The sequence below is a fragment of the Thalassospira sp. MCCC 1A02898 genome, assembly GCF_001618185.1.
Lineage (GTDB): Bacteria > Pseudomonadota > Alphaproteobacteria > Rhodospirillales > Thalassospiraceae > Thalassospira > Thalassospira tepidiphila.
The window spans coordinates 1-26198 of sequence record NZ_LPXK01000002.1 but is presented as its reverse complement, the minus strand read 5'-3'; the positions used below and the strand labels follow the sequence as shown (position 1 = coordinate 26198).

The 26198-nt window shown below is 54.1% G+C and carries 23 protein-coding genes; 6 read left to right on the top strand and 17 right to left on the bottom strand.

Annotation, left to right across the window (positions count from 1 at the left end; translation table 11 throughout):
• The first annotated feature begins 227 nt into the window (after positions 1-227).
• Complete coding sequence (locus tag AUQ41_RS03940; protein WP_063086960.1) at positions 228-989, top strand: IclR family transcriptional regulator; 762 nt, start codon at positions 228-230, stop codon at positions 987-989.
• Here the strand turns inward: AUQ41_RS03940 and AUQ41_RS03935 are convergent.
• Positions 974-1990, bottom strand: coding sequence for an AraC family transcriptional regulator (locus tag AUQ41_RS03935; RefSeq protein WP_083952795.1), 1017 nt, complete (start codon positions 1988-1990; stop codon positions 974-976). The two genes, AUQ41_RS03940 and AUQ41_RS03935, sit on opposite strands and share 16 nt — an antisense overlap.
• Positions 1991-2097: 107 nt before the next feature.
• Between AUQ41_RS03935 and AUQ41_RS03930 the strand changes: the two genes are divergently transcribed.
• Positions 2098-3315 (top strand): MFS transporter, encoded by a 1218-nt coding sequence (locus AUQ41_RS03930; RefSeq protein WP_083952796.1) that lies wholly within the window; start codon positions 2098-2100, stop codon positions 3313-3315.
• A 191-nt stretch (positions 3316-3506) separates the two neighbouring features.
• On the opposite strand, the gene AUQ41_RS03925 is transcribed toward AUQ41_RS03930, so the two are convergent.
• The 4 genes from AUQ41_RS03925 to AUQ41_RS03910 form a co-directional block, all read right to left on the bottom strand.
• Positions 3507-4421: a hypothetical protein gene (locus tag AUQ41_RS03925; protein WP_063086874.1), complete on the bottom strand. Its 915-nt coding sequence runs from the start codon at positions 4419-4421 to the stop codon at positions 3507-3509.
• 506 nt (positions 4422-4927) lie between these two features.
• The gene (locus AUQ41_RS03920) at positions 4928-6796 is read right to left on the bottom strand and encodes an ATP-binding protein (protein ID WP_063086873.1); all 1869 of its coding nucleotides are present in this window, start codon (positions 6794-6796) and stop codon (positions 4928-4930) included.
• Positions 6797-7023: 227 nt separating this feature from the next.
• Positions 7024-8013, bottom strand: a complete 990-nt coding sequence (gene araD1, locus AUQ41_RS03915; RefSeq protein WP_063086872.1) for an AraD1 family protein — start codon at positions 8011-8013, stop codon at positions 7024-7026.
• A gap of 74 nt (positions 8014-8087) precedes the next feature.
• Positions 8088-8861 (bottom strand): SDR family NAD(P)-dependent oxidoreductase, encoded by a 774-nt coding sequence (locus AUQ41_RS03910; RefSeq protein ID WP_063086871.1) that lies wholly within the window; start codon positions 8859-8861, stop codon positions 8088-8090.
• A 534-nt stretch (positions 8862-9395) separates the two neighbouring features.
• On the opposite strand from AUQ41_RS03910, the gene AUQ41_RS03905 reads away from it, so the two are divergent.
• Entirely contained in the window at positions 9396-10145 is a 750-nt protein-coding gene (locus AUQ41_RS03905; RefSeq protein WP_120225880.1) for a FadR/GntR family transcriptional regulator, read from the top strand.
• 279 nt (positions 10146-10424) lie between these two features.
• Here the strand turns inward: AUQ41_RS03905 and yjfF are convergent, their stop codons facing one another.
• From yjfF to AUQ41_RS03885, 4 genes are all read right to left on the bottom strand, one after another.
• On the bottom strand, positions 10425-11402 hold the full coding sequence (yjfF, locus tag AUQ41_RS03900) for a galactofuranose ABC transporter, permease protein YjfF (RefSeq protein WP_083952797.1): 978 nt from the start codon (positions 11400-11402) through the stop codon (positions 10425-10427).
• Positions 11392-12408 carry an ABC transporter permease gene (locus AUQ41_RS03895; RefSeq protein ID WP_040824631.1) on the bottom strand — a complete coding sequence of 339 codons (1017 nt, stop codon included), beginning with the start codon at positions 12406-12408 and terminating at the stop codon, positions 11392-11394. The genes yjfF and AUQ41_RS03895 overlap by 11 nt, the downstream gene beginning before the upstream one ends.
• 41 nt (positions 12409-12449) lie before the next feature.
• Complete coding sequence (locus AUQ41_RS03890) at positions 12450-13946, bottom strand: sugar ABC transporter ATP-binding protein (RefSeq protein ID WP_008891947.1); 1497 nt, start codon at positions 13944-13946, stop codon at positions 12450-12452.
• Between the two features lie 145 nt (positions 13947-14091).
• Positions 14092-15042 carry an ABC transporter substrate-binding protein gene (locus AUQ41_RS03885; protein ID WP_274517104.1) on the bottom strand — a complete coding sequence of 317 codons (951 nt, stop codon included), beginning with the start codon at positions 15040-15042 and terminating at the stop codon, positions 14092-14094.
• Between the two features lie 162 nt (positions 15043-15204).
• Between AUQ41_RS03885 and AUQ41_RS03880 the strand changes: the two genes are divergently transcribed.
• Both AUQ41_RS03880 and AUQ41_RS03875 read left to right on the top strand, forming a co-directional pair.
• Positions 15205-16254, top strand: a complete 1050-nt coding sequence (locus AUQ41_RS03880) for an aldose epimerase family protein (protein ID WP_369813532.1) — start codon at positions 15205-15207, stop codon at positions 16252-16254.
• 169 nt (positions 16255-16423) lie between these two features.
• Positions 16424-17362 carry a DUF4344 domain-containing metallopeptidase gene (locus AUQ41_RS03875; RefSeq protein ID WP_168173410.1) on the top strand — a complete coding sequence of 313 codons (939 nt, stop codon included), beginning with the start codon at positions 16424-16426 and terminating at the stop codon, positions 17360-17362.
• Positions 17363-17377: 15 nt separating this feature from the next.
• On the opposite strand, the gene AUQ41_RS03870 is transcribed toward AUQ41_RS03875, so the two are convergent.
• From AUQ41_RS03870 to AUQ41_RS03855, 4 genes are all read right to left on the bottom strand, one after another.
• On the bottom strand, positions 17378-18967 hold the full coding sequence (locus AUQ41_RS03870) for a gamma-glutamyltransferase family protein (protein ID WP_063086868.1): 1590 nt from the start codon (positions 18965-18967) through the stop codon (positions 17378-17380).
• 135 nt (positions 18968-19102) lie between these two features.
• Entirely contained in the window at positions 19103-20428 is a 1326-nt protein-coding gene (locus AUQ41_RS03865) for a TRAP transporter large permease subunit (RefSeq protein ID WP_063086867.1), read from the bottom strand.
• Between the two features lie 6 nt (positions 20429-20434).
• Positions 20435-21007 carry a TRAP transporter small permease subunit gene (locus AUQ41_RS03860; protein WP_063086866.1) on the bottom strand — a complete coding sequence of 191 codons (573 nt, stop codon included), beginning with the start codon at positions 21005-21007 and terminating at the stop codon, positions 20435-20437.
• Position 21008: 1 nt separating this feature from the next.
• Positions 21009-22127 (bottom strand): TRAP transporter substrate-binding protein, encoded by a 1119-nt coding sequence (locus AUQ41_RS03855; protein WP_008891953.1) that lies wholly within the window; start codon positions 22125-22127, stop codon positions 21009-21011.
• Positions 22128-22460: 333 nt separating this feature from the next.
• Here AUQ41_RS03855 and AUQ41_RS03850 point away from each other — a divergent pair, with 333 nt between their 5' ends.
• Positions 22461-23186 (top strand): GntR family transcriptional regulator, encoded by a 726-nt coding sequence (locus AUQ41_RS03850; RefSeq protein WP_063086865.1) that lies wholly within the window; start codon positions 22461-22463, stop codon positions 23184-23186.
• Between the two features lie 53 nt (positions 23187-23239).
• Here AUQ41_RS03850 and AUQ41_RS03845 read toward each other — a convergent pair whose 3' ends face one another.
• The 4 genes from AUQ41_RS03845 to AUQ41_RS03830 all read right to left on the bottom strand — a co-directional run bounded on the left by AUQ41_RS03845 (position 23240) and on the right by AUQ41_RS03830 (position 25866).
• Complete coding sequence (locus AUQ41_RS03845) at positions 23240-23773, bottom strand: DoxX family protein (protein WP_063086864.1); 534 nt, start codon at positions 23771-23773, stop codon at positions 23240-23242.
• Entirely contained in the window at positions 23760-24554 is a 795-nt protein-coding gene (locus tag AUQ41_RS03840) for a DUF2063 domain-containing protein (RefSeq protein ID WP_063086863.1), read from the bottom strand. Before AUQ41_RS03840 ends, AUQ41_RS03845 begins: the two co-directional genes overlap by 14 nt.
• Positions 24551-25414 carry a DUF692 family multinuclear iron-containing protein gene (locus AUQ41_RS03835; RefSeq protein WP_063086862.1) on the bottom strand — a complete coding sequence of 288 codons (864 nt, stop codon included), beginning with the start codon at positions 25412-25414 and terminating at the stop codon, positions 24551-24553. Before AUQ41_RS03835 ends, AUQ41_RS03840 begins: the two co-directional genes overlap by 4 nt.
• A 152-nt stretch (positions 25415-25566) precedes the next feature.
• Complete coding sequence (locus AUQ41_RS03830) at positions 25567-25866, bottom strand: DUF2282 domain-containing protein (RefSeq protein ID WP_008891960.1); 300 nt, start codon at positions 25864-25866, stop codon at positions 25567-25569.
• Between the last annotated feature and the right edge of the window lie 332 nt (positions 25867-26198).

Below are 26198 nucleotides of genomic sequence, written 5' to 3'. Positions count from 1 at the left end.
CCGCCTCGCAGCGTCAACGCCCTTGAACATAGCGCCGCTATGTTCTGCGAACCTTATCCTTGCCAGACAGAAGGCTGCCTCCGGCAAAATGGTACAGATTAAATGCAGCACACTCCTTTATTTCTTTATTTGAAATATGATTTATAATATAGTTTATTATTGAAATCCGGTGGTCGTCAAGACGGCACAGCGGTGCCCGATCTGTTTGCGTGGAGAAAAGCGACCCGATGACAAGCCAACTCAATGGTTCCGTGCTTAAGGCCTTTAAAATACTTGATCTGTTTGCCGCCGGCACAAGCGAACTGACCGCAAAGGAAACCGCCGATGCGCTGGGCATCAACATGATCACCGCCCACCGGTTTCTGCACACGCTGGTGCATGCCGGGGCATTGCGGGTGACGTCACGCGGGGTTTTCCGGTTGGGCTATATGTTTGCCGATCTGGGGGATCGTGTTTTGCACGATGGCAACCTGCCGACCATCCTGCAGCCGATCCTTGATCAGCTGGCGCGCGAAACAGGCGAAGCCTGCATGGCAACCGAATTTGATCGCGACGCAGCAGTTTGCATCGCCAAGGCCCTCCCCGACCGGGCGCTTTATGTCGATATCCGGATTGGGTCGCGGCTTGATGCCTTTTGCACAGCGCATGGCAAGCTGTGGCTGGCGCATCTCAGCCCCGATGATCAGGACCGCTATTTCAAAAATGCCCGCCTTAAGGGGATGACGGATCACACCATCACCGATCTTGATGCACTAAAGGTCGAACTTGCCCACATCCGCGATCAGGGCTTTTCCACCAATAACGGCGAACGCGAAAAAGACATCTATGCCATCGCCGTGCCGATCCTGACCAAACATGGCAATATGATCTCGGCCTTTTCGGTGTTTGGTGCATCCCCGGCAACGCTGGCGCAAAATCGCGACGGCTTGCTGTCAAAGCTTCAAGCCGCCGCAAAAAGCGCACAGCACGTCCTTTACGGCGATGCGTAATCAATATGGCGGATGGCACCGGGCGACTTGCCCGTGGTGCGCTTGAACGCGCGGCTGAATGCCGCGACCGAGGCATAGCCAAGACGATCGGCCACTTCATCCAATGAAAGGTTTTCCCGCCCGATCCATTGGCTGGCCAGACGCATGCGCAAGTTGGTCAGATATTGTTGCGGTGTTGATTTCGTCAGTTCGACAAACCGCTCGGCAAAGACAGACCGCGATACACCCATTTCCGATGCCATATCCGCAACCGACCAACTCCGCCCAGGCTCCTTATGCAGGGCTGCCAGAACACGCGCCAGCTTGGGATCACGGATCGCCTCGACCCAGCCGCATACATCACATCCCGTCTCGACCCAGCGCCGAAGGATCGCTGCGGCCACTACATCGGCAAGTCGGGTCAGGATTACGCCATATCCCGGCCGCTTGGCGCGAAGTTCTGCGGTCATCACATCAAGGATTGCCGGGATTTGCGGATCATGATCTGGCACCGTTTCGATATGCATGATTTCCGGTTTGAGGTGGGCCAACGGATGCAGCCAGCCAAGATCAAATTCCATCGCACAGCTGAAAATCAGATTGTCCTTTGATCGGCATACATCGGCTTCGCAGGCGCGGATTTCGGATGCCGCATCACACAGCGGCGCCTTTTCAAACGCATCAATGCTGCGCATCGCAACGCCGTCCTGGCTGTAAAGATCGTGAATGCCCGCACAGGGCAACAACACCGCATCCCCGCATCCCAGAACATGGGTCGCACCACTTTTGGTCCGCAGATGGACCGTTCCCTGCCCGATGAAATGAAACCAGGCGCGGCCATCGTCAACATCCTCGCCAAACCGCAAACCGAACGGGGCGGATATTTCGATGCGACGATAATCAAGGCCGCGTAACCGCACACCGGAAAGCAGTTCATTTACCATGTCATGACCGGCGGGATTGAACTGGCCTTCGATATGATCTGACGGGCTGTTTAGGTCTGCATTTGCAATGAGCGACATGACATTCCGGACGATTGATCAATGAATAAAGACAAACTGTCATAGATCGTCCGAACGGTCCAGACTATTTTGGGTGCAATGCAAAACATCAACTCGAAGGACTTCCCATGAGTGAACCGCAATCCCGCCCCCAACCTGCCATGGATCAATCGGCCGCGCCCGCACCTGCTGCATGGGCCGCTGTGATTTCCATGACGCTCGGGGTTTTCGGGCTGGTCACGGCCGAATTTTTGCCGGTCAGCCTGCTCACCCCGATGGCAGATGATCTGCGCATTACCGAAGGCATGGCAGGCCAAGCCATGTCGGCCACCGCCGTTATGGCCCTGATCACCAGCCTTCTGACCGCGACGGTGACCCGTAAGATCGACCGCCGCTATGTTCTGCTCGGCTTTTCGGTTCTTCTGATTGCCGCGAACATCATGATCGCACAGGCCCCGAACTATGCCATCCTTCTGGCTGGCCGGGTCTTGCTGGGCGTTGCCCTTGGTGGTTTCTGGACCATGTCGGCGGCCATCATCATGCGCCTTGTGCCGGAAAAGAACGTCCCGCGCGCCCTTGCCATCCTGTTTAGCGGCGTTTCGGCCGCCACCGTCTTTGCCGCCCCGCTCGGCAGTTATCTTGGCGATGTCATTGGCTGGCGCAATGTGTTTATGCTGGCGTCCCTGCTGGGCGTTCTCGCCCTTGTCGTGCAATTCGCAACGCTTCCCAAAATGCCGCCGCGCGGGCGTGCGACCCTGCGCACCCTGATCGAGGTCATCAACCGCCCGCGCATGAAATTCGGGCTGTTTTCATTGGTCCTGATCATTACCGGCCATTTCGCGTTATTTACCTATGTCCGCCCGTTCCTTGAAAATGTCTCGGGTGTGACGACGGCGGGTGTCTCGGGCATTTTGCTGGGCTTTGGTGTCGCCAACTTTATCGGCACCTATATCGGCGGCGCGCTGATTGCCCGGTCGCTTCGCATGACCATTGCTCTGATGCCGATGATCATGGGGCTGGCCGGGGTCGGCATGGTCGCCATTGATGGTGCGGTTGCCCCGACCACCGTGCTTGTTGCGATCTGGGGCATGGCTTTTGGCGGTGTGCCGGTCGCATGGTCCACCTGGATCACGCGCACCGTGCCTGATGAGGCCGAAAGCGGCGGCGGACTTCTGGTCGCCGGTTTCCAGCTTGCCATTGCCACCGGTGCCGCAGTCGGCGGCCTTGTCTTTGACACCAGCGGCGCGCTTGGCGTCTTTACCATCGCCGGTTTCCTGCTTGTTGCCGCATCGATCATCGTAACCCTGGGCCTGCGAACCGCCCCGCTTGCCCGCGAACAGGCCTGATCCCCGCTTCGCGTCAACAACGCAAACACACCAAAGGGCAGCGGAATAATTCCGCTGCCCTTATCTCGTTCCGTGAAGCCCCACCCCACGAACGCCATCAAAGCCGTCATTCCCGCGCAGGCAGGAATCTATGGACAGCCCCCCTGAAAATAGGACTGCCCCTTTTTTCAGCACCGAGCTTCCACATCCAGTTATTTCGGCCTAAATGTGATATTATCGGGCTTATTACGAGGATAAACTTGGCTAAGTAACGAGTTCTTGGTTACCTTTATCTTCCTTCGCACGTCTGATGGGATTTCGATGTTGAGGCGAGGTCGCATCAGAACTTCTGCTATACCGCGGTAAAGCAGAAGAATGTCGTTGTTTTCTATGCCCAACTGGCCCCTAATCCTGTCTTCGGCATACATCGTATCGTCGCCATACAAACCATCAACTGCTATCGGTTGATCAACGAAATGGTTGATCGCTTGCTGTCTCAATTGCACGCAACTCTTGTTTGCTTGGTCGATAAATGACTCTGGACTACTATTCAACTTCTGAAGAATAAGCTCGGCCAGCTTCTCTTCTTCCCTTGCATAAATAGAACACTCAGCGCTGATAGGCACAACGAGCTTGTGTGAAGGATTCTTGAATAAAGTGCTATTCACAGTCAAAAGACTACCGAATAGATTTACAGCAAAGGCGGCATTCAGAAAGATTTTGCCAGTTACACTGCCGTATTCGAGGCTTTCTATGGCAACCTCGTTAAAGATGGCCCCCCTATCCAATTCATTGTCCGAATTAAGAATAAAATCCAGAATCTGGACGACATAACCCATCGCGTAAACTGTCGACCACGCAAGAACGGCCACTTCTAACGTTTCAGGTCTACGCTTGACAAGTTCGCTGCTGTCTTCAAAGAGTTTTACTGGAACAAGCTGGCTATTCCCCTTCCATTCCTCAAGAAATTTCCGAAGGCTAATTCCGAACTCTTTTTCAGGGAACCAACGGTCCCCGATATTCCATAGTGAATCGTAAGAAGAAGATGCTAAATGCTGCCGAACAGGCTCCTTCACGCGGAATTGAATCCTCAGATCTACTTCTGCTGCCCCCTCGCCTGAATCCATATCCCCTCCCTCAAAAAAAATAAAATCATTAGCGCACCAAGGACTTACAATTATTAATTGCAAACTAACACACAAAAGCCAAGCTTTTCATTGGTCGTCATTCTTCTCGCTTTCTCCCAAAAAGCGGGAAGCCCCCTTTTTCATTACTTCGCAGAAACCTCCTCATAAAATTTTTTCTGGACAGGCAAACCATCCATTTGACGGTCATTTTTCACTAATTGAAAACAACTAAGTCGGAGCCTAATTCCGCCTTAAATGCTTCCAGAAAAAACGGAACCATGAACTCTAAGGTCAGGTAACCTCCGACCGAGTTAACGAAAAAAGGGGACTGCCCCTTTTTGGGCTCCTTTTCTCACTCCGCTCGCGAAAATCAATGCTCAGATATAATTCCAGATGGCTTTATGTCTGATTACAAGGAGTTTATCGACGCATTGAGAAAATTACGTTGAGTGAAGCTGACGGCAAACTACTTGACCGAGATCGAGGAAAAGGGTTTGTTCCGTTTTCTAATCCATCAGTTCTGAGATACACGTAAACCATCCATGTATCTCGCTGTCCGGGTCTGACTGCTGTAGTCGAACAGAATTCATCTTTGATACACACACGCTGTTTAACTGCCTCTTAGCTCGTTTGATTTTCTCGGATATTTTTTCTTGATCGAGGGCATCCCAGGCAATTGCTGAAGACTGCGTGTGAACTGCCTTTGCCACGATTTCGGGAACGTCATCAAAATCCTCAAAAACCTTGGGGAGATCCAACTCCATACCGTTTCCCTGATAAGCCTCTACTACTGCATCAGGGTGCAAGTAGTTCTCCATTTCTCGTTTTCGCGTCGAGGTAGCTTTACAATTATCTCGGCCATTAACTTCGTTTACATGCGCATCGTATTTCGGAGCATGAGGAAGAGGGTTATCTCTGTCACAAACATGGAATTCCGGTCTATTTAAATGACGCAAACGAGATGCCCAAACGGCCAAATTACTCCCTCCGAATGGGAAGAATATGAGCTCCCCGTCTAGTTCCAATTTCTCTAAATCAGGTACATCGACCCCGCCATTTCGTAGAACTCTAGCCATTCCCTTCATAAACAGGATGTCGTTTGGGCCTTCAACACCCACAAAAATTTTAACATTATGATCTGGAAGCACTCCTAGAGACTTTGCAATTTCGCCGCTGAGCTCATCTGTTCCATGCTCAATGCTTCTAGTGTTATTTTCCAGTCGTTTGATATAGCGGATTTGATCCATCGGAAGTAATCGAGCAAGCATAGGAGTGTGGGTCGTAAGAATAACTTGACGCCCATCACCTGAGGATAAGTCACTCAACGCGGACATGAGAAGCCGTTGATTACGCGGGTGCTGACTTGTTTCAGGTTCTTCGATTGCGTAAATGATTGAGCCCTTTGACTTATCTGTCGCACCTTTCTCGGCTTTTGCTCTGAAAAAATTAAGCAAAACCAGCCTACGAACTCCACTCCCTCTCTTATTGAGGGGAATGCCGTTATCACCCGTAATACTGGTTGAAAATAGCTTTTCCCACTTCTTGGTCGTAACTATTGGATCAAGAGTTTCAGCTATGTTCGGATCCATCTCCTTAAGTTTTTCCACTGTTGCCGCGGCAATCTTTTTAACCTCGCTCTCAACGTGCTCTTGAATCTCAAGAAGTCGAGGCTCAACCTCCTTGATTGCTTCGCGTATTGCCATATTCAAAGGGTCTTGAGCTTCGTTATCTTGGTCAGAGCTCGCTCGGTCAGACTTGAAGAGGGCGAATGCTGGCAAGTAAGCTTGAAGCGCCGTCCATAGCTGCTTTCCTCCTTCTTCCTCCAGTGGTACAGACGAGGGTATTTTCTGAAGATTTATACAAGAACCCCAAATAGCTGCCCGCAACTCGGCATTCACCCTTTTGTCTACACCTGCTAAATCAACCCCTAAATCTTCAGCTCTCTTGACTAGTTCTGCCCTTTTTAACTTCAACAAATCATCATATCCTCTCGCAGTCGGGTGTTCTGCCTCCGCAAATATCGCACTCACTTTCGGAGAGCCAATGCTTCCGTTATAGACTTTGTTAATAACCAAGGTTCTATTCGCGGTGACTAAGTGCTCGGCTGCCAAGCTTGTTGAGTGATTGGCATCAACAACGAGTGCATCAGGTAACTGGTCAAACTCACATGCGATCCTCATTTTCTTTGGGTCGCCGTTTTTACTTGCATCGTCTTTGTCTGGTTGAGCTTCTTCGAAGAAGATTGCCAACGCGTCTAGCAATGATGATTTTCCGACGTCATTTTGCCCAACCAACGCAGTTAAGTTATCAAATTTCACGTTGATCGCTTCCGAGTAACAACGAAAGTTTTCAAGAGTTAAGCCAATCAACCTCATTTTTATCCACCCTCAACCAAACTGAACAAAACAACATCATAAGAAAGATGAGGACAGATTTATTCCCCCAAATCGGCAGTCTTCCAAAACGTACTTTAGCAGAATACAAACAACCACCAAACCACAACCTAAAGTTAAAAAAAACCCCGGTCCAATCAAGAACCGGGGCAAGTCGTGTCGTTTGGAGGTAGACAGGGTTTTTGGCTCTTGGGAGTCTCAGAAAGACATCAGATCGCCTTGACGGTCACCGGGCGCTCTGCCTGAACCATCAGGCGGTTGCGGATCGGGCGGCCAAATAGCGGCGATTCAATTTCGAACTCATCACCGTCCTGGGTGGTGACACCATCGGCGAAGGAAAGTGTCGCGGTGCCAAAGAAATGCGCATGCACATCGCCCGGACGGCGGAACAGGTCATATTTGAAATGGTGATATTCAAGGTTGGCGATCGAATGCGACATGTTGTCTTCGCCGCTGACGAACTGCTTTTCCCAGATCACCTTGCCATCGCGATACAGGCGCGAGGTGCCCTCAACATGGCTTGGCAGATCGCCCAGCAGCAATTCCGGGCCCATCGCGCAATGACGCAGCTTTGAATGTGCCAGATACAGGTAGTTCTGACGTTCCATCACGTGGTCGGAAAACTCGTTACCGATGGCAAAGCCGATGCGCACCGGGGTGCCATCATGATCAATGACATAGATCGCGGCAATCTCCGGTTCCTCACTGCCATCAAGGGCAAAGGACGGGCTTGGGATATCCGCCCCCGGATTGGCAACGATGGAGCCATCGCCCTTATAGAACCATTCCGGCTGCACACCGTGTTCGCCAGCCTTGGGCTTGCCGCCCTCAACCCCCATGCGGAACATCTTCATGGAATCGGTTTCATTGGCGTCCTTGTTATCGGCCTTGTGCATGTTCGCACGTGCCGATGCGGAGCCCAGATGCGTAAGCCCGGTGCCGGTCACAAGGAAATGCGCCGGATCAACATGGGTGATCGGCGGCAAAAGGCGGCCATCACGGGCAACTTCGTGATAGTCGACCGTGGTGTCGCCCATACGAATTTTTGCCTTTTCGATCATCGTCATGCCCTTGGCAAGCGCGATGGTCGCAAGTTCACGGGTGGTGGAAACGCCCTTAAGCGGGATCAGGGTATTTTGGTCTTCGACCACGGCCACATGTTGCGCGCCGGCGGTGTCCTTGAATTGAACCAGTCTCATGAATTCTGTCCTGAACGGTCTTGGATATATGTCGGAATATGGCGATGTGGTTATACGATGTGGCGATACGGGCGTCAGACCCAACCGCCATCGACGATAAAGTTTTGCGCGGTCACCATGCGCGCTTCATCTGAAATCAGGAAAAGCGCCATGCGGGCAATATCATCGGGCATCACCTTGTTTTTCAGGCACTGGCGCTCATCGATTTCACGTTCGGCGGCTTCATCGACCCAAAGATCCAGCTGGCGCTGGGTCATGACCCAACCGGGCACGAGCGTATTGACGCGGATATGATCCTTGCCAAGATCGCGCGCCATACCGCGCGTCAGACCATGGGTTGCGGCCTTTGCTGTGGTGTAGCCCGGCATGCCACCCTGCCCCATCATCCAGCTGACCGACCCGAAATTGATGATCGCACCACCGCCGGCCTTTTGCATCATCGGCGCCACCGCCTGAATGGCAAAGAAGGACGGGCGAATATTGATTGCCTGACGCTCATCCCAGTATTCCGGGGTGACGTCCTGCCATTTATGGCGGGTATCGTTCGCTGCATTGTTCATCAACCCGGTGATCGGACCATTGATCTCGGCCGCCTTGGCAACGGCTGCCTGCAAGGCGGCAATATCGGTCAGATCGCATTTGATAAAGACAGGCGCATTTCGCGCATCTTTCGAAAGCTTTTCGACAAGTGCGTTACCGGCATCTTCCATGATGTCGACAAAGGCGACTTTTGCCCCCTGTTCGACAAAGGCGGTCACAATCGCCTCGCCAATACCCGATGCCCCACCGGTGATGAATACCGATTTGTCTTCCAGGCTTGTGTAGTGTGTCGGCATGCGATCAGACATGATCGTTTCATCTCCCGTCGTGCGTTTTGTTTTCAGATGTCAGACGTCGGATTCCCCTGACGCCAAACACGATTCTAGGCCAAAATTGACAGAAAGTGCATCCATCAAGCTATGTGCGGCGCAACAGGCGAAAATTTCCTGACGCCAACATCATGCTACGCCGACAAGCCCCCTTCAGACCAGACGAATGGTCCGGGCACGTTCCCGTGCGCGGCTGCGTGATGCTTCCTCCTGATAATCTTGTTTTTTATTCTTCATACAATAACATTAATGATCAGGATATCCGGGCCTGTCAAGCGTCAAACCATGCAGTCTTTTCTTTCATTATCTGAAAGCTTGTTTATAAGTTCATGACATAAGCAAATACGTAACAGCCATCGTGACGCCCCCCTGAAATAATTATATGCTATGCAGCACAAGGCGTTGGCGGCACCAGATAAGTTGCCCTGAAAATTAATTCATATTATATGAATAATGACAAAGCGGGCCTTTTGCCTATTTGCTTTTCAATCAGGGCCACGCCGGAGGGAATATATGTCGTCTACCATGTCGAGAACTTACGCCAAACGCAGTCTGCACAGCATTGTTGCCCACGATCTTGGCGCACGCATTGTTTCGGGCAAGCTTGCGCCTGGCGATGTCCTGCCGACAGAGGCGGCCTTAAGTGAATCCCTTGATGTTTCACGCACAGCCCTGCGTGAAGCCATCAAAATCCTTTCGGCCAAGGGGTTGATTGAAAGTCGCCCGAAAACCGGCACACGGGTCAAGCCGCGCTCAAGCTGGAACCTGCTAGATCCTGATGTCCTGTCCTGGCATTTCCCGGATCCGGACCCGGCATTTCTCTATAGCCTGCTTGAAACCCGCCTGATCATCGAGCCCAACACCGCCGCCATGGCCGCTGTCCGCGCCACGCCGGAACAGATCAAGCATCTTGAAACCGCCTATTTCGAAATGGAAAAGGCCGAACCCGGCACCGAGGCGGTTTATATTACCGACCTTGTGTTCCATCAGGGTATTCTGGATGCGTCGGGCAACGATTTCATGAAGTCGTTCGGCATGTTGATCGAAACCGCCCTGATCGGTTCTTTCCGCCTGTCATCGGGCGGACCCAAGGCGCATGTCAAGTCGCTGCCCGATCACCACGCGGTCTATGCCGCCATCAGCCAGCGCGACCCCGAAGAGGCGCGCAGCAAAATGCACGGCCTGCTGCGCCGGACCATGCGCGAACTGCGCAAGGAACTCGGCATGTCGGTTGAACATGACTGGGATCAGATCGGCCTGTAATCGATGCCGATGGGGCGGATCAAAACGATCACCGCCCCCATTCCTCATACTATTTGAATTTACCCCCAAAACGCCGGGTAGCGCGTTTGGCGCAGATAGGGCTTATTATTCACCCAAAATGAATAATGCGGCTGATTGACCAATTTTTTTGTCAAAAGTTTTGCCCCCGCGCCGGTGCCTGATTGCACGATCAGAACGCCCCATGTAAGGGAACAGAAAAAACGCCCTGCTTATTCAAACAGGGCGTTTTGAAGGAAGGTATTTTGATCGCCGGACGCTTTATGTCGCCCCGGCGCGCATCCCCGAAAACGACCGGGTAATCAGGCGTTGCAAGACGATAAAGCCAAACAGAAGCGCGCCAATCATGATCTTGGTCCACCAGCTGTTAAGTGACCCGTCAAAGGCGATCAGGGTCTGGATAACCCCCATGATGATCCCGCCAAAGAACGTGCCGAGCACAAAGCCCATCCCGCCGGTCAGAAGCGTGCCACCAATCACCACGGCGGCAATGGCATCAAGCTCCACCCCGACCGCGGCCAACGGATAGGCCGATGCGGTATAGAAGGCAAACACCACGCCCGAAAGCGCGCTGAAAAAGCCCGACAGGGTATAAACCCGGATGATGGTGCTATGGACCGGAACACCCAGCAATTCTGCCGAATGCCGGTCCCCGCCAATCGCATAGACATTGCGTCCGAACCGGGTGAAGTGGGCAATCACCACCCCGCCAATGACAGTCGCCAGCATAAGAAGTGCCGATGCCGTCAACCAGCCGCGTCCGGGCAGCTGGATTTTAAACCCGCTAAAGGCCGAGACAAACGGATGATCAATCGGAACGGAATCCAGATTGATCAGGAAGCACATGCCGCGCAGGAAGAACATCCCGGCCAACGTGATGATAAAGGGCTGAATATCGAACTTGGCGATAATCACCCCCATAAACGCCCCGAATGCCGATCCGACAATCATTGCAACCACGGCCGCCGTCACCGGATGCATGCCAAAGCCGGTGACAAGTTCGGCCATCAGCACACCGATAAAGGCAATCATTGACCCAACCGAAAGATCAATCCCGCCCGAGAGAATGACAAACGTCATGCCAACCGCGGTGATGATCAAAAAGGCATTGTCGGTCAGAAGCGCGCCCAGAACATAGGTATCGGAAAAGGCGCGATGTTCAACAATCCCGTAGCCATACAGCAGTACGAGAACCGCAAGCGTGGCAAGGATCGGATAAAACCGTTCATTAATTTTCATCGGATTTCCCCCGCTTCATGCGTTCCATCGCCTGCCCGACCAGTTCGCGCGATTTTGGCGCCTGCACCAGCAGAACGACCATCACCACCGCCGCCTTGACGATGAGCGTGTATTGCGACGGAAGACCCGACAACAAGATACCGGTGGTCAGCGCCTGAATGATCAGAACGCCAATTACGGTCATCGCAATAAAGAACCGACCGCCCATCAGCGACGCCCCGCCAATGACAACCGCCAGAATGGCATCGAGTTCAAGCCACAGACCGGCATTATTGGCATCAGCACCGCGAATGTCGGCGGCAATGATGATCCCGGCAAAGGCCGAACACAGACCCGATGCGGCGTAGGCCATCAGTTTGATACCGCGTGCATCGATGCCCGCGACCCGGCTGGCGCGCGCGTTGCCACCAACCGATTCAACAAACAGACCCAGGGCGGTCTTGCGCATGATGAAATAGATCGCCGCAATCACGGCGGCGGCAATAATCACCCGCCACGGAATACCCAGCAGATAACCACTGCCGATCCCTTCAAAGAATTCGCCGTGGAAGGTCACGATCTGACCACCGGTGATCATCTGGGCGATCCCGCGACCGGCCACCATCAGGATCAGGGTGGCAATGATCGGCTGAATATCAAGGAAGGCGACAAGAATGCCGTTCCACAAACCGCACAAAATCCCGGCACCAAGGGCGGCCAGGATAATCACAGCCGGATGCAGATCGGTGTCGCGGATCAGAACCGCCATCACCGCCCCCGAAATGGCAATGATCGAGCCCACCGACAGATCAATGCCGCGCGTGCCGATCACAATCGCCATGCCCACCGCAACAAGGGCGGTCGACGCCCCGCGATGGACAACATCAACCAGCGATCCGTACAGATGGCCGTCAACGATGCGGATGTTGAAGAAATCCGGTGAAATGATCCCGATCCCCAGCACGATCAGGATCAGTGCTGCGACCGGACCAAACCAGGGCCGACTTAACAAAGAAGATGCAGACATGGTGCTGCTTTCCCGTATTTTCTTTTTGTCTTTTAAACTGGTCATCGTGCAATCGCCTCGATGATGCTGTTCTGGGTGATTTCCGCACCCACCAGTTCAGAAACCTTTTCACGATCGCGCATCACAGCCACGCGGTCAGCAAAGGCGACGATTTCTTCAAGCTCGGATGACGCGACCAGCAATGCCAGCCCCTCGTCACAGAGCTCCTTGATCAGTTTGATGATGTCGGCATGGGCGCCCACATCAATCCCGCGTGTCGGTTCATCAAGGATCAACAGGATCGGCTTGGACACCAGCCAGCGCGCCAGAATGACTTTTTGCTGATTGCCACCGCTGAGCTGCCCGACGGGCTTTTCACTGTCGGGGGTGGCGATACCCAATGCCTTGATCATGTCATCGGCAAATTTCTGTTGTTCGGCGCGCGGGATCGGGCGCAGCCAACCACGCCGCCCCTGAAGGGCAAGCACGATATTTTCGCGCACACTCAGTTCGGCAACAATGCCGTCCTGTTTGCGGTCTTCGGGGCACAGCCCGAAACCGGCCCGGATCGCATGACGCGGGGAACGCAGCATAACCGGCTCCCCATCCAGAAACACAAGGCCGCTATCGGCTTTTTGGGTGCCAAATACCAGTTCGGCAAGCTCCGTCCTGCCGGATCCCAAAAGACCGGCCAGACCGACAATCTCGCCAGCTTTCAGATCAAGTGACACAGGCTCAAGCACGCGCTTTTTGCCCAAATTCTTGATCTGGATCTGGCGCGCAGGGCCATCATAGCTGCCTTCGTCCTGATGGCGATGCGCGCTGACTTCGGCCAGTTCACGCCCGAGCATGTGATTGATCAAATCAATCTGGGCCAGTTCCTTGGTGACAAACGTGCCCACCAGGCGGCCATTGCGCAGCACGGTAATACGGTCGGTTACCGCGTAAACCTGATCAAGGAAGTGGGTGACAAAAACAATCCCCAGCCCCTTGTCGCGCAACTCGCCCATGATCCGGAACAGTGTTTTGATTTCTTCGCCGTCAAGTGACGCGGTCGGTTCATCAAGAATAAGAACCTTGGCATCAAGGGCGACGGCGCGCGCGATTGCCACCAATTGCTGGATCGCCACCGAATAGGAGCCCAGCGGCCGATTGACATCAATATCAAGCCCCAAAATCTCAAGGGCGGTCTTGGCATCGGCCTCGGTCTTTTTCCATGAAATCAACCCGAATTTGCGGGTCTGGCGTTCCAACATCAGGTTTTCGGCCACCGACAGTGTCGGCACCAGATTGACTTCCTGATAAACCGTGGAAATGCCGAGTTCCTGCGCATCACCGGGATGCTGCGGATGGATTTCCTGTCCTTCGAGTGACACCGTACCGGCATCGCGCGGATGCACCCCGGTGATCACCTTGATCAGGGTCGATTTACCGGCCCCGTTTTCGCCCAGAAGGGCGTGAATTTCGCCGCGTTCAAGGTCAAAATCCACATCCTCCAGCGCCTTGACGCCGGGAAAGAACTTCCCCGCACCGCGCACTGAAAGCACTGTGTCTGACATATCCTGCCCCTCTCCCTAGTCTGTCTTTGAAGTCTTTTGCTGCGGATACAGCCGGACGCACCCCGGCAATCGCCGGAGCACGTCCGATGCAATGAGAAGCGTTCCTCTTGTCCCCATGGGCAGAACCCATGGGGGAAGTCAGAGGTTATTTGCTACGCATTTTGTATTCTTCCGCAGCGGTATCAGGCAGATAGAGCGGGCCATTTGCCTTGATCCATTTCGGAACTTCTTCACCAGCCTTTGCCGCCTTGATCGCGTCAAAGGACGGGCCGCCCAGATGCGGGTTCAGTTCGATGGTGGCGTTGGTGTCGCCATCGGCCATCGCCTTGAAGATATCTGGCACCGCATCGATGGATACGATCAGCATATCTTCACCCGGGTTCAGACCGGCTTCCTTGATGGCCTGAACGGCACCCAGTGCCATGTCATCATTGTGGGCATAAACCGCACAGATGTTGGCACCACCATTTTCCGCTTTCAGGAAGCTTTCCATGACTTCCTTGCCGCCGGAACGGGTGAAGTCACCGGACTGCGAACGGATGATGTTGATGGCCGGGAAGTTTGAAACAACCGACTCAAAACCTTCCTTACGGTCGTTGGCGGCAGACGAACCAACAGTTCCCTGCAGTTCGACAACGTCGCAAACGCCATTGGTTTCAGCAGCCAGCCACGCAGCGGCCAGAGCACCTTCGACCACGAAGTCCGACGCCACTTTGGTCAGATACAGGTCTTCACTTGCATCAACACCACGGTCAACGAGGACGACCGGAATGCCGGCGTCTTTTGCTTCTTTGAGAACCTGGTCCCAGCCGGTTTCAACGACCGGAGCCAGAAGAATGCCATCCACGCCCTGCGCGATGAAAGAACGGACTGCCTTGATCTGGTTTTCCTGTTTCTGCTGTGCATCGGAGAATTTCAGATCGATCCCACGACGTTCAGCTTCGGCCTTGATCGACGCCGTTTCCGACGTACGCCAGCCACTTTCCGAACCGATCTGCGAGAAACCGATCATCATTTCTGCGTGCGCAGCAAACGACAGACCAAGTGCAACACCCATTGCGGCAGTAGAAACTGCCATCTTCTTAAAACTTACCACGATTTCCTCCCTAAGAGTGGCTTATTGCTTAAAAGCCATATAGTATTACAATATGATTTCTAAGCCCTCAACCATATAGTGCATCATCCTTTAGAGTGATCGCGCCAAGCGACATTAAAACTTGGCTAAACCAATAAAAATCAATATCTTGGCAAGAATCGAATGTCACAAACCATCGCGATACCAGACATGGCAAAACCCCACACTAACACACTTCAAAAGGGCGAAAATGCCCCCCGCGCTGCATTAGAGAGCTCTCAGATTCGCGTATTGGTTTCTGCGCTTGGCGCGCGCCTTTGCGGAGTATATTTGCGTGATCTGAAGGACGGATCGGAAACCAATATCGCGGTCAACCTTATCGATGATGCCGCCTATCTTGATCAGGATAGCTATATCGGGGCGGTGTGCGGGCGTTATGCCAATCGCATCGAAAAGTCGCGCTACAGGGGTGAAAACGGGGATGTCGTTCAGCTTGCCACCAACGAAGGCGAACACCACCTGCATGGCGGACCGGATGGCTTTGACAGACGGCTTTGGACCATTTCTGATCAAACAGAGCGCAGTGTTACGTTTGAACTGACCTCGCCCGCGGGGGATCAGGGATATCCGGGCAATTTGAGAGCATCTGCGACCTATTCACTGGTTGCGGACAATCGCCTGCGTCTTGAAATCACCGCCACCTGCGATCAGCCCTGCCCGGTCAACATGACAAGTCACGCCTATTGGAACCTGACGGGCACGTTTGATAAAACCGCCGCCGGTCACGTCTTACAAATCAACGCCAATCAATGGCTTCCGGTTGATGACAAACTGATCCCGACGGGCGAAATCCGCGACGTTATGGGGACCGGCTATGACTTCCGAAGCGCGGCGCGGATTTCCGATATGTTGCCGCACGCATCCCAAGGCTTTGATCACAATTTCTGCCTGACCGGCCCCCGCGGCGAGCTCCGCCAGATCGCCACCCTTTCAGATCCGACAAGCAAACGGTCGATCAAACTGTTTTCGACCGAGGCCGGTTTGCAATTCTATCTCGCACAGCATTTCAATGATGCGATGAAAACCGAAAACGGCGTGCCGCTGCACACATTGGGCGGCATTGCGCTCGAACCGCAAACCTACCCCAACAGCCCCAACAATCCGGACTTCCCAAGCCCGTGGCTCAAACCTGGCGAGACGTATCGGCACGTGATTGAGTGGGAGATTGGATAAGGACACGCGCAGTTGATCACATTACTTGACCACCACCACACCCATAGGTTTTAATTTTCGAAAGTTCTAAAGTTAACCGTGGGCAGGCATGCGATTAAATCTCTTCATATTAATATCCTTGTTAATCTGCCCGTCGTTGGCCTTTGCCGAGGGAAAAGTTGCAGATTATATGCGCTTCAAAATCGACGAAGGCCCCATTGAGGTAAAAGCTGGCAACATTGCATGGAGGGCACTTCCTCTGAAAGAGCCCGCTCATTTGGAGGTCTTTGTCGATGTCGCCAATGCCACTTTTGACGATTTAAGTGTTTTTGTATGCAACGAGCGTGACTTGTCACTCCTTCGTGCCAATGCGCGATCAAGTTGCTGGGGCGTCAACAGACAAAAAAGCAGTTTTTCATTCTCGGGTAAGGCTGCGGGGAACGGCCCCTACTACCTTGTTTTCAGCAATACATTCAGCATGATCGTTAAGAAGAAGGCTTCTTATGCAGTTTTTGCGACGGTTCCAACACCTTGGAATCTCGCACATAATTTCGAAGAAGGGATGTCTGCGTTAAGCTCCGAGATCAGCAAGAATTTTGATCTCGACGAATTTGATATTGTGCTTGAACCGTGCGGGACGGAGAACGCTTTTTCAATCAAGTCATCCGGAAATATCACCGTATGCTCCGAGCTCTTTTTCGAGCTTGTCAGAACTGAAAATACCGGAACTTTGGCTGCTGTAGTTTTTCATGAGCTTGGGCATTCGTTGCTGAACAAACTCGGCCTTCCCAATTGGGACAATGAAGAGGCTGTTGATGAATTTGCGCTTTATTCTCTGTATCAGGCAAACAAACAAGAGTTTGCCATCCAATGGATTGAATGGAACGAAGCACGCTTCAGACAATCCGAGCTAACTCAGCGGCTTCACAGCGATGTCCGGCATCCTTTGTCGATACAGAGAGCGAGAAACATCCGCCGACTGCTGAAATCACCGAATGAGATGATCAATCGCTGGAACAACCTTCTTTATCCGCACATGACAGACAGCGCATTGATTGCGATAACTCGTGATGAAAATCCAAATAGCGATGGCCAGTTGGCCGAAGCAATACTCGCCAGAAGGGAATAGCTAATCCCAATCGATTCAGAGGGCAGCCACGGAACCATCCGCACGCGGATCGGTGGCCCCTTCCATCACGCCATTGGGCTTCAACCGAATGCCGCCGGCATGGCCCATCATGTCCTCATAGGGGCCAACAACCTCGACCATATGACCGGCTGATTTCAGCTGTTCGATCAGGGTCAGGTCAAAGCGGTTTTCAAGTTTCAGGGTTGTTGTGTCTTCGCCCCATGTTTTACCCAGCAACCAGCGTGGCGCGCTAACGGCTTCCTGCAGGTCCTGTCCATAGATCACGTTGCGGGTAAAGACTGCCGATTGGGTTTGCGGCTGTCCCTCGCCGCCCATGGTGCCATAGGTCAGCACCGATCCGTCATCAAGCTTTGCCAAGGCAGGATTGAGCGTATGGAACGGCAGGCGGCCCGGGCCGAGTTGATTGGGGCCATCATGAAGAGTAAAGCTCGCCCCGCGGTTTTGCCACAGCACGCCGGTTTCGGGCACCACAACGCCAGATCCGAATTCCCAGAAGATGCTTTGGATATAGCTGACCGCAACACCATTGGCATCAACCGCCCCCATCCAGATCGTATCGCCCGGCTTGGCGACATGCGGCCAAGGAAGTGCTGTTTTCATATCGATTTTGGCGGCTTCATGATCGAGCATTTCATCAGATAGCAGCGACATCGGATCGATGGTCATCCGGGCCGGGTCGCCAACATGGGCGTCACGTTTCAGGAAAGCGCGTTTGGTCGCCTCAATCAATCCATGGACATGGTCAAAGCCGTCCAAAGTCGCGCCGGACAATCCCAGCCGATCAAACAGGCCAAGGATCATCAGCGATGCCACACCCTGGGTCGGCGGGACCATATTGAAAACGGTCCCGGTTGAAAGTTTGACCGAAAGCGGCGTCATGATTTTGGCGTGATAGGCTTCAAAATCGGTCAGGCGAAGCGGGCTTCCTACTGCCTCAAGCCCGCGCGCATTGGTTCGCGCGATATCGCCGCGATAAAAATCATCAAAGCCAACCCGGCCAAGATGCTCTAGCGTTGCGGCAAGGGCCGGCTGTTTCAGCACATCGCCAATCGCCGGAATGCCGTTGGCGGCGTAGGTATCAACATAGCCCGGAGAGTCTTTAAGTTCCGCCATTTTGGTCGTGGTCAGGCCAACCTGTGACTTGGTAACCGGTACGCCGGTTTTGCCATGATGGACCGCATCACGCATCAGGCGACTGTGCGGGATTTTGCCGCCGATTGATGCCGCGACCTCGGCCGCCTTGATCCATCCGCCAATCGCACCGGCGACCGTCAGGGCCGCAAGCGGACCACGGGCCGGGATCGCGGCCTTGCCCTGTTCGCGGTAAAAGTCCGGCGTCGCAAGGCCTGCGGCCCCGCCACACGCCCGGATGGCAACCGGGTCCTTGCCGGGCTCGGCAATCAGCCAGAAACCATCACCACCAATCGCGTTCATATGCGGATAGACAACCGCAATGGTCGCAGCGGCGGCAATCATCGCCTCGACCGCATTTCCGCCTTCGCGCAGAATGTCACGCCCGGCCTCAGCGGCCAGATGATGGGGTGCGGTGACCATGCCACCGAGTGCGGTTCTTGAACGTAACATGATCAGCTGATCTCCCTGCCTTATGCTTGCGGGCATGTCGCGTTGTTTGCGACATGCCCGGTTTGTTCATAGCGCTGTTTTGCGTATCCGTTCAGCGCCTTTTCACATTGTAGAATACCTGTTTTCCAAACCGGCCTACCAGCCGATCAGATTTGGCAACCAGCTTGTCAGTTCCGGGAAGATGAACAACAGGATCAGGGCAAGCGCCTGAATACCGATAAACGGTATCACCCCGCGATAGATATCGACCGTCGAAACCGATGGCGGTGCCACCCCCTTAAGGAAGAACAGTGCCCAGCCAAACGGTGGCGTCAGGAAGCTGGTCTGAAGGTTCATCGCCACAAGAATGGCAAGCCATGCCATGTCGATCCCGCTATTGAGGAAGACCGGCAAGAACATCGGAAGCGCGATATAGGAAATCTCGATCCATTCAAGGAAGAAGCCAAGCACAAAGATCACGGCCATCATGAACAGAAGGTTGCCCATATCCCCGCCCGGCACCCATTCAAACATCGCATGAACAAGCCCCTCGCCGCCCAAGCCACGGAAGGCCAGACCAAAGGGCTGCGCACAGATCAGAATGAAGAACACCATCGCACTGGTGATCAGCGTGTCATGCAAGACATCGCGCATCACACCAAAGTTCAGACGCCCGGAAAACAGTGCGAGCAACAACGCACCAAGCGCGCCCATTGATGCGGCCTCTGTCGGGGCGGCAATCCCGCCAACGATGGAGCCCAGCACGGCAAAGACCAGCGCCAAAGGCGGCACGACCACCTTGGCAATCTTGATCAGGAGTTGCTGCGTGCTCATGGCGTCGCGTTCATCCTTGGGGATGGCGGGTACCATGTCGGGTTTGAAAATCCCCAAAAGCACAAGATAAAGACCAAGCATCCCGGCCAGGATCAAGCCCGGCACCATGGCGGCGGCAAACAATGTGCCGACAGATTCGCCCAGAATATCAGCCAACAGGATCAACACCAGACTGGGCGGTATGATCTGCCCAAGGGTGCCCGATGCGCAAATCACACCGCTGGCAACGCCCTTGTCATAGCCCCGATTGATCAGGGGTTGCAGTGACAGCAATCCAACAGTCACCACCGTCGCCCCGACCACACCCGAAGACGCGCCCATAAGCACACCAACGATGACGATGGCCAATCCCATGCCGCCCTTGAGCCGCCCCATGGCGTGACCGATCACATCAATCAGTTCTTCGGCCAGCTTGGATTTTTCAAGCATCACCCCCATGAAGATGAAAAGCGGCAAGGCAAGCAGCGTATAGTTGGTCACAACCCCGTAAACGCGTGCCGGCAACAGGTTAAACAAACCGGTGCCAAACCCCATAATCCCAAAGGCAAATCCCGAAATCGCAAGCGAGATCGCCACTGGCACACCAAGCACGAGGAAGCCAAAGAAGCCCCCGACCATACCGATGGCCAGCCATTCATTTCCGGTCATGTCTGATTAGTCTCCTGCACCGGTTTGCGTGACCGCATCAGGTGCATCAAAGGCAGGATTGCTGCGATTACCCGCAACGATTTGACGATAATTCATAAGGCCCTGGGCAATCGCCTGAAGCAGCAAAAGACCAAACCCGATCGGAATAAAGGCCTTGAGCAAGAAGCGATATGGCAGGCCACCCGGATCGGGGGAGCCTTCGCCCATCATGATGGATTGCTCGACATAGGGGATCGAAAACCAGATCAGCGCAGCCCCCAGAACCGCCATCAAAACGGCCGAGAAAAGGTCGATGATCGCCTGGGCCCGTGGGCCCAGACGTTCATAAAGGAAATCGACCCGCACATGGCCGCCATGGCGCATGCCATAGGCCATCCCCATCAGGGCAATTGGCGACACCAGATGCCATTCAAGTTCCTGCATCGCCACACTTCCGGAATTAAACAGATAGCGCAGCAACACATTGCCACCGACCACCAGAACAAGGGCAAGACCGCTGATCGCTGCACCCCATCCGGCAATATCGACAACCAGACCAAGAACGCGGTCCGGTAACGGCTCAGTACGGGTCGACTTCATATCAGCTCATCCCGCCTTTCGATGAAATGATCCCGTGATAGGGCTTTTCACTGATCGCGGCCCATTCACGGTGCGTGTCGCGGAACGCCATGAAGCTGTCATGGACCTTTTTGGTGATCGGGTCTTTGGCGGCTTCGGCTTCAAGGGTATCCTTGGTGATGTCCTTAAGCTTGGTCACAACATCATCTGGCAGGGTTTGCGCGGTAACGCCAAAGTTCTCGACCAGATCACGCAGGGCTGCGGCGTTGTTGGCTTCACACCAGGAATGGCTATCAAGGTTACAGGCCTGTGCGGCGTTCTTGACGATCGCCTGCAGATCGGCCGGAAGGCTTTCCCAGGCTTTCTGGTTGATCAGAAGTTCGGTGACGTTGGACGGTTCATGCCAGCCGGTGGTGTAGTAGTATTTGGCGGCTTTCTGCAGGCCCAGACGACGGTCCTGATACGGGCCAACGAATTCGGCCGCATCAATCACGCCACGTTCCAGTGCCGGGAAGATTTCCCCGCCCGGAAGCAGTTTCACTTCAACACCGATCTGCTGATAAACTTTACCCGCCAGACCCGGGATACGCATTTTAAGGCCGTTGAAATCATCAAGGCTTTCGATCGGTTCACGGAACCAGCCGGTCATCTGAACGCCGGTATTGCCCATCGGGAAGGCCACCAGACCATATGGCTGATAAACTTCATGCCAAAGCTCAAGCCCGCCGCCATGATACAGCCAGGCATTCACCCCCTGGAAGTTCAGACCGAAGGGCACGGTCGTGAAATACTGGGCGGCAAAGATTTTGCCCGCCCAGAAATAGGCATTGGCCGCATTCATTTCGACCGTACCGGCTTGCACCGCGTCAAAACCTTCAAGAGCCGGGATCAGTTCGCCAGCGGCGAAATGCTGAATGTTCAGACGACCATTCGACATTTCCGTCACGCGCTTGCAGAAATCTTCCGGGCTGCCCGGACCGGTCACATAAAAGGGTGAACCCGGACCATAGGCATTGGTCATTTTCCAGTTAAAGGTTTCCTGCGCACGAACGATGCTTGGTGCGGCGATAACGCCTGCACCGGTTGCTGCCGCACCGATTGCCGATTTGGTCAGAAAATCGCGCCGTTTAATGTTTGTCATTGATGTCTCCCTGATAGAGATGGCTATTTCTCTGAAACGTGATCTCAACGGAATGCATTCCGCACTGTGTATACATCTTGCAACACACATGCCATTGCATATTTTTCAATGACTTAACAAAATTCCTATTATTCTTTGACACTCTAAATGCCAATTAAATAGTCAAAATATTGCAATGCACATTTTTACTGCACAATAAATATGCAGGAACTGGCGCGAAAAAATGTCCGGATTTTACAACCCTTGAGAAACATGGCCTTGCCTTGAAAATTGGTGTATACATTTGATCAATAGGAGCCCAACCAAACCTCGCAAGAAGGGTATCGACTTCAGATGATCGAGCTTCGCCAAGCGCTCAGCACCCCGTCCGAACAGACCGAACAGGTCGGCATCGCCCAACAGCTTTGTCAGGCGCTGGAAGATGACATCGTCAAAGGAAAACTCCCCCCCGGGCAGCGTTTGGAAGAACCGCTTCTGGCCAAGCGGTTCGGCGTTTCACGCACGCCGGTACGCGAAGCCTTGCAGCTTTTGACCGCAACCGAACTTGCCGAAAAGATTCCCAATCGCGGCGTTTATGTCTCGCTCGCAACCCCGGAACGGCTGACGGCGATGTTTGAAAGCATGGCCGAACTGGAAGGCACCTGCGGGCGGCTTGCAGCCAAGCGCATGACAAGTGGGGAGCGCCACAATCTTGAACGCCTGCACCATGAATTGGCCGAAACAGTGCGCCTTGGCGATAGCGACGGCTACGAAACGCTGAACAGGTCGTTCCACAATACGCTGTATCGTGGCACCCATAATGATGTGCTGGTGGATGTTACGCTTTCGGTGCGTCGGCGCGTCGCCCCGTTCCGCCGCGTGCAGTTCCAAAGCCTGTCGCGGCTTGCCTCCTCACATGAAGAACATCAGGGCATCGTCGATGCCATCCTGCGCGGTGACGTCAAGGCCGCCGAAGACTTGCTTTACGGGCATATCATGGCAGTGCATGAGATCAGCCAGGAATACCTCGCAAGCCTGCGCGATGCGAGCGCCCAGAACGACCGGGTTGCGGCAAAATAAGAATTCAAGCGGGGATTACTGTGCTGCCATAAGCGCAGTCACAAGGACCTCCATCAGGCGCGTCGGTGCGACAAAAACCGATCCACCGACAGCTTGCCACCACCGGCAAAAACCAGCGCCACCAGAAGCGAAATCCAAAGCAGGCGGTGATCAATCAGCTCGGTCGGCAATCCGTTGGCAAGCGCGCCCAGAGCTGCACCATGAAACACAACATCCACCACCGTCTGAACCACGACAAAGCCAATCATGCCAAGGGCTGCAAGGCGGGTGAACAGGCCGGCAACAATCAGGACCGGCAAGACAAACTCGCCAAGGGTTCCGGCCCAGACAATCAGGTGCCACGGGAAGAACGGAATGGCGGAGGTATCATAAAGATACTGCTCGGCAATTGGCGGCAGGATCTGCGCGAATGCGCCAGCACTGAGGCCAAAGCCGTCAATCTTGGTCATCGCGCTGTTGACGTAGTAAGGCAGCAGCAAAAGAACAAAAAGCCCCCGGCTGGCAATGCCAATAACATCGCGCCCGCCAAGGGCATCCATTTTCGTCTCCAGACGGGCATAGCCGCCAATTACACTATTCATCATCATGCCCGTTTCCTCTCGGGATCGTAAGGTGGGCATCAAATGCCCCGATTGTTAAAAACGTGGCAAAGCTCGCCATCACATCAAAATTCGCATCGACCTCAAGGGCGTGGGCGCACGCATCGCCAAGGCTCAAACCATCCCGCGTTAGCGCCGCAAAAAACGCCGCCTGCCCATGGGTCATCACGCGCATTTCGACCTGCATATAAGGGCGTGTGACCAGAACGGTTTCAGCGCGTTGCACGACGCTGGTTTTGCCGATCTCGGCACCGTCGACCGGGTTTTGCGCATTCCAGATGGCAAAGACCGGATACTCCGACGCCACGACCTGACAGGCCGGATGCGCACGCAGTGTCATGGCCTCCAGCTGATTCTCAAGCCCGCCGAGCTCTTCGGCCAGAAGTGGCTTGGCGTCTTCGGACGTGCTGACCTCAAGCCGGGCGCGTTCAAGCCGTGCGATATCCGGCAGGTACGGCAAACGATCACACACCGGATGGTTTGCCAGAAAGTCAGCAAAGCCAGCCCCGTAAAGGGCAAGCGATCCGGCACGTGTGGTTTCGGATTGAACGAACCCCTGCGCCAGTTGATCAAAAAAACCATCCCCGACCAGTTTGCGCACGGTCGGGTAAGCAGCCCCCAACGCGTCATACAGGCCACGATGAACGTTGTTGCGGTAAATCGCAAAGCGGTGTGCGTAACCGTCCGCGACACTATCTGGCACCGCATCCGGTTCCGGGGCCAGCAAGGCATCGCTAAAGCCGTCATAAAATGCCTTGAGCTCCGTCATGACGCGGCCTCAAACTGCGCGTCCACAGCATATTCAAGATGACGGTCGGCAAGAGCTGCTTCACGCGCCAGCACATCCCAGCTTGGGACGTCATTATCCCATTCAATCAGGGTCGGCTTGCGCCCGATCCGCGCGATCAGACGATCAAACAGATCCCAAACCGGATCGGCCACAGGCCGGGAATGGGTATCGATCAAAACATTGTCGTCGGGATTGGCGTCTTCCTCATGCCCGGCCAGATGAATTTCACCGACCAGATCACCGGGCACCGCATCAATAAACGTATTGGCATCAAAGCCCAGATTATGGGCCGATATGTAAACGTTGTTTACATCAATCAGCAAACCACAGCCGCTACGCGCGGCGGCCTCAGTAATGAATTCCAGTTCGGGGATCGAGTTTTGCGGCAAGGGGACATAGGATGTCGGGTTTTCGATAAGGATCCGTCGACCAATAAAGTCCTGCACACTATTGATGGCATCCACCAACTGCGAAAGCGACGTTTTCGTCATCGGGGTCGGCAGCAGATCAGCCATATAAAGACCTTCATGGGCGGACCATGCAATATGCTCTGACACCATGGCGGGATTAAACCGGTCAACCAGACGTTTGAGGTCAGCCAGATGGTTGTTGTTTAACGGCTCCCCGCCGCCAAGCGACAATCCGACCCCATGCATCGAGACCGGATAATGCGCAGACAGCTCTTCCAGCATGGCAAGGCGCGGGCCACCGGCAACCATGTAGTTTTCCGGATGGATTTCAAACCAGCCCACAGTCGGTACTGCGTCAAAGACATCTTGCGCGTGCTCGGCCTTGAAGCCAACACCTGCACGTTCAGGGAGCTGTGTCAGCGGTGTCATATCGGGGCAACCTTATCTTTTCGCCGTTTACGCGGGTGGACGGTCAGCACATCGGGACAGGGGGAGACATATGCAGATCTGTGCTGACCGTCTGTCGGGACGCGATTAGGCTTGGGGCTAGGCCTGGAGTTCGGCTTGGGGGATTGCAGGACTTAGCCCTGCGGAATATCGCGATCCAGCGCTTCCAGGCTGCCCATGACTTCACGGCCATCCGCGGTGGTGAAGCTCATATCTTCACAGGTGCCTGCCGGAACCAGCTTCCAGGCATTGCCCTGATAATCGACAGTCGACGTCCCGGCACAGGTCGTACCCGGACCAGCGGCACAGTCATTCTGACCGGCCAGCGACACACCAAAACATTTTTCCTTGGCGCCATCGGCAGCAGCCTGATTGATCGCAGCCATTGAAACAGCAGCACTCAATGCTGCACCCAGAACCATTGCTTTTTTCATCGTCGTTTCCCTTCGGTTAAATGCGGACACTCAAGTCCAGGTGATGATTTAACCGTAAGGGCGATGGGCAAATTCGTCACTGCACCATTCGCACACGCCAAGTCAAAGAGGCGTGAGACATTCCACACATATCCTCACAGTGCTGTGAGGTGGCAGCACACCTAATTATGAAAGCCTGAAACGACAAAACCCCCCGACCGGTTAAGGTCGAGGGTTTTCAAAGTCGTGTGACTATAGGGAATATGTTGCTGTATTTGGAAGGCCCGGCGGTGACCTACTCTCCCGTGCCTTAAGACAAAGTACCATCGGCGCAGGCTGGTTTCACTTCTGAG